The organism is Haloferax sp. s1 (assembly GCF_058382125.1).
Genome location: NZ_JBZRPK010000397.1, coordinates 1 through 4,099, shown reverse-complemented (window position 1 = coordinate 4,099; position 4,099 = coordinate 1). Strand labels below are relative to the sequence as shown.

Here is a 4,099-nt window from a genome sequence, read left to right as displayed (position 1 = left end):
GCCCTCGGGTCACCCGACGGCCACGCCCCCGAAGTCGTTCACGGGAAGCCATCGCTGGTCGAACACGACGGCCGAGGTGTCTTCACCGACCTCCCCGACCGAATCGAGGTCGGACGCTACCACTCGCTTGCAGTCGAACACGACGACATTCCGGACGAATTGGTCGTGACCGCATACACGGTCGCCGAAGCAGGAGGGAATGATTCGGTTGACAACGACGACAACACAGCGACCGACGACGACACAGCGGTCGACGACAACACAGCGACCGACGACGCGGACGAAACATCGGTCGTGATGGGTGTCCGCCACCGCGAGAAACCCCACATCGGTGTCCAATTCCACCCCGAGAGTATTCTCACCGAGTCGGGGAAAGACATCGTTCGCAACTTCGTCTCAATCGCTGCGGGCGAAGGTCCGGCGACCGAGGCGTGGAGGGTAAACGATGACTGACGATTCAAAACACCTCTATCACGTCGACGGCGACCTCGTCCCCGCGGACGAGGCATCGGTTCCGGTCACTGACCGCGGCTTTCTCTACGGAGACGCCGCCTTCGAGACGCTCCGCGCCTACGGCGGCGACGTGTTCCACTGGGGCGCACACGCGGACAGACTCGCTGAGACGTGCGATATACTCGGGATGGACCACGGACTCTCAGACGACGACCTCCTGCGCCGAATCGACGAGACGGTAGCCGCGAACGACTTCGCGGACGCCTACGTCCGACTGTCCATCACTCGTGGGAGCCAACCCGGTCGTCTCACCCCCGCCGAGGCGGTCGACCCGCGGGTCGTCGTCATCGTCGAACCGCTCCCGCGAGGCGGCCGCGGGTCGGGCCCCGTCTGGGACGGCCCCGCGGCAGTGCAGACGGTTCGAACGCGCCGCATCTCGGACCGTGCGCTTCCCGCTCGGGCGAAGACCCACAACTATCTCAACGGCATCCTCGCACGAACCGAACTTCGAGTAACCGGCGCTGACGAGGCGCTCATGCTCGACTCCGAGGGCTACGTCACCGAAGGCGCGACGAGTAACCTCTTTTTCGTCGACGACAACGCGCTCTGCACGCCCAGTCTCGACGGGCCGGTTCTCCCGGGAATTACACGCAGAGTCGTCTTGGACCTCGCCCGACAGGAAAATATCCCGATTCGGGAGCAACGATACACCCCCGATGACGTGCGCGGGGCTAACGAAGCGTTTCTCACGAATTCGACGAGGGAACTCCGACCCGTCGAAACAGTCGACGGTATCGCCATCGGCGACGGGCCGGTGACGAAACTGCTCGCGCGACTCTACGACGACTACGTGGAGCGGCGACACTACGGCGACGAGAAGTAGCGACACCCGAATCGGGCCTGCTCAGAATTCGACGTTCGAACTCGAACTTCGGTCCACGGGGTCGGTCTCGATGGGACCAGTCCCGACAAACGAGAAGTCGTCGTCGGAGAGAAAGACGTGGTCGCCGTCGATGGTGAGGTCCAGGTCGTCGAGAACCGCGCCCTCGCACGGCCCGTAGTTACAGTAGCCCGTATCGGCCTCGAAGTACGCGCCGTGGTTCTCGCAGATGACCTCGCCGTTGCGCATCGTCGCGCCCGACCCTTTGTCGAGTTTGATGTGCGTCAGGTGCATACAGTAGTTCAGCCACGCCTGAATGCCGTCATCGGTGCGAACGAGTATCGCTTCGCGCTCCTCGTCGTCGTCCCCGCATACTCGGAAGAGAAAGGTCGTGTCCTCGGGTACGTCGTCGACCGAGCAGATTCGTTCGAGGTCGCTCATTGTGCTCCCGTTAGGGTGGTGTGGAAAATCTCCTTCGGAAATAGTCGGCGGTGCTGGTGGGAGAACGGATGAATACTACACACTCACCCGCGCGGTCCACAGCATCCAGCCAGCGTGTAGGAGGACGGTGAGGCTGGCGATAGCCAACGGCGCAGCGACGAAGAGCGCAATTGCGACGGCGGCACCGGGAGGGAGTGGTGCGTCCGAAGACCTGTCCATGATCATAAACGGCAGTACCGGAGCGACGAGGGCACTGAGCGTCTCGACCACCCGAAAGAGACTGTGGACGATAACAGAACGTCCGCCGAGTCCATCGAGTTTGCGGTTCCGAACCAGACGCCACCCATCGACGGCCGCGTGAATGAGAAGAACGGCCCAGAGTATCCCCAACGCCCCGAGTGCGATTCCCCACATGTTCCCGAACCCCGGTGGAACGGTCAGTTCTGTCTTCGTGAACACCACGTAGGGAACCACGCCCGAACACAGGAACACGAAGACGAGGAAGACTTCGACGGTGAGGAAGCGGGGGAGTGCTCTTACCGGGGACTGGATAGACATGTGTAAACCTCAGGTGTTTCGTCACGGAGAATGTGGCTACTATCCTGAAAACCCTATTGGCAAGGTTGACTGTTCGGGTGTCAGTACATCCGAGTTACAACGTATCCCAGAAATGACGGCGCGACAAGACGCGCCGCTTGGGTGTGTGATTTTCAGGAGCATAGCGGGAGGTAGATTTGAACCACACTCGCAACGCTTCGCGTTGCTCGCTGGTTCAAACCTACTGTGCTATGAAGCCGACCTCAGGGGTCGCGCCGAGACGAGCCTCGGCGGTCAGGAGTTGAGGTCGGCAAAACCATAGCGGGAGGTAGATTTGAACTACCGATCTCCGGGTTATGAGCCCGGCGGAATCTCCTGGCTATCCCATCCCGCTGAATCAACAAATGCGACATCTATTGTTAAGGCTTCTGTTTCGGGCGCTGTGTGTCAATTTTCACCGTGACTCTCGCTGACTCGAACGGCCAGCGATTCGCCATGTGAACAGACTCTCAGCGACGTAGTTCAAGAGCATCGACGCGCCGATTGCAATCGGTAACGGAACGAGTTTCCAGAGGTCGATACCAGCGACCGGAATCTCCAGTGGAATCTCGCCGAGTGCTCGGACGACGAGCACCTGCACTGCGAGACCCCCACTTCTGACGAGGTTCGACTTCAGGAAGCGTCGGACCTTCGCTGTGAGATGGTCCGCGCCAGCGCCCGCGAACGTCCAGCGGTCGTTGATGAGAAACATCACGACGATAGCGAGTTCCGCACCGGCGAGTTTCGCGAGTTCGCCAGCGATGCCGAAAAAGACGATGAGAAGACTGCTCAACGAGAGGTCGAACACCGCGCCGACCGCACCCACCGAGACGAACTTCCCGAATCGAGTTCCGGACGTGAGGGCAGAAAGCCGGTTAGTCATCCGTAACCTCCACCGAGAACTGCTCGATGAGGGTTCGTTCGTCGTTTCGAGCGTCGATGAGTTCGTGGAGGCGGTCCTCGCGAATCGTCCGAGCGCGGTGGCGCGACCGAAGGAGTCCACGAGCCATCTTGAGCGTCGTGTCCACCGGCGAGACCGTAGAATTCGGCTGGTCCTCCCAGACGACGGGCACCTCGGCAACGCGGTGACCGAACGCACCCGAAACGGCGATGAGTTCGATATCCCACGCGAACCCGGGTTCGTAGAGGTGGGTTCGAACGTCCGCCCACGCCTCGGCAGTCATGGCTTTCGCCCCGCACTGGTAGTCGTACAGCGGAACGTCGGTGAGATGACGGGCGAGCCACGCAAACCCATCACCGAGATAGCGACGCGCGACTGTCTGGTGCGAGGCGACGGTCGCGTCAGGGTGCCGTCGTGAGCCAACAGCGAGGTCGGCACCGTCATGGACAGCATCGACGACGTTCGAAATCGACGCGGCCGGGGTACTGCCGTCGGCGTCCGCAAAGGAGACGATATCCGTGTCGAGAGCTTCGAACCCGGCGGTGATGGCGGCACCTTTGCCGCGGCGTGCATCGACGGGGTTCACCTCGGCGACAGTCGGGAGAGCATCGAGAGAGTCGAGTACCCCCGTCTGCGGCGCGTCGAGTTCGACCCGGACCACAGCGAGGTCGAGTTCCTCGACGAGGGCGTGCACGTAGGGGACTAGACGATCAGGGTCGGGCCGGTAAGCAGGGACCACCATCCCGACGGACTGCGACATGCACGACAATTCTTCGAACGGGGTAAAAAGCAACCCGCTCTTGTGCGCCCCCGCCATCACAAAACGTATTGCATCCGGCGCGCCTTCA

The 4,099-nt window shown here is 61.6% G+C and carries 6 protein-coding genes and 1 tRNA gene; 2 read left to right on the top strand and 5 right to left on the bottom strand.

Features of this window, described 5'->3' with window-relative positions:
* A partial coding sequence (locus QT222_RS05175) for a glutamine amidotransferase-related protein (protein ID WP_491476525.1) occupies nt 1-453 on the top strand: 453 nt, incomplete at its 5' end.
* Nucleotides 446-1,336, top strand: a complete 891-nt coding sequence (locus tag QT222_RS05170; RefSeq protein WP_491476524.1) for an aminotransferase class IV — start codon at nt 446-448, stop codon at nt 1,334-1,336. The genes QT222_RS05175 and QT222_RS05170, both read left to right, overlap by 8 nt.
* Nucleotides 1,337-1,357: 21 nt before the next feature.
* Here the strand turns inward: QT222_RS05170 and QT222_RS05165 are convergent, their stop codons facing one another.
* From QT222_RS05165 to QT222_RS05145, 5 genes are all read right to left on the bottom strand, one after another.
* Nucleotides 1,358-1,774 carry a Rieske (2Fe-2S) protein gene (locus tag QT222_RS05165; protein WP_004057560.1) on the bottom strand — a complete coding sequence of 139 codons (417 nt, stop codon included), beginning with the start codon at nt 1,772-1,774 and terminating at the stop codon, nt 1,358-1,360.
* A gap of 75 nt (nt 1,775-1,849) precedes the next feature.
* The gene (locus QT222_RS05160; RefSeq protein WP_004057561.1) at nt 1,850-2,332 is read right to left on the bottom strand and encodes a hypothetical protein; all 483 of its coding nucleotides are present in this window, start codon (nt 2,330-2,332) and stop codon (nt 1,850-1,852) included.
* A gap of 298 nt (nt 2,333-2,630) precedes the next feature.
* Nucleotides 2,631-2,705 (bottom strand) — tRNA-Met (locus tag QT222_RS05155).
* 60 nt (nt 2,706-2,765) lie between these two features.
* Nucleotides 2,766-3,233, bottom strand: coding sequence for a GtrA family protein (locus QT222_RS05150; RefSeq protein ID WP_004057562.1), 468 nt, complete (start codon nt 3,231-3,233; stop codon nt 2,766-2,768).
* Entirely contained in the window at nt 3,226-4,011 is a 786-nt protein-coding gene (locus QT222_RS05145) for a glycosyltransferase (protein WP_004057563.1), read from the bottom strand. Before QT222_RS05145 ends, QT222_RS05150 begins: the two co-directional genes overlap by 8 nt.
* Between the last annotated feature and the right edge of the window lie 88 nt (nt 4,012-4,099).

Excerpts from the sequence above, each read along its gene's own strand:
- QT222_RS05170 (WP_491476524.1), top strand. The coding sequence starts at position 446 with ATGACTGACGATTCAAAACACCTCTATCACGTCGACGGCGACCTCGTC.
- QT222_RS05165 (WP_004057560.1), bottom strand. The coding sequence starts at position 1,774 with ATGAGCGACCTCGAACGAATCTGCTCGGTCGACGACGTACCCGAGGAC.
- QT222_RS05160 (WP_004057561.1), bottom strand. The coding sequence starts at position 2,332 with ATGTCTATCCAGTCCCCGGTAAGAGCACTCCCCCGCTTCCTCACCGTC.
- QT222_RS05150 (WP_004057562.1), bottom strand. The coding sequence starts at position 3,233 with ATGACTAACCGGCTTTCTGCCCTCACGTCCGGAACTCGATTCGGGAAG.
- QT222_RS05145 (WP_004057563.1), bottom strand. The coding sequence starts at position 4,011 with ATGTCGCAGTCCGTCGGGATGGTGGTCCCTGCTTACCGGCCCGACCCT.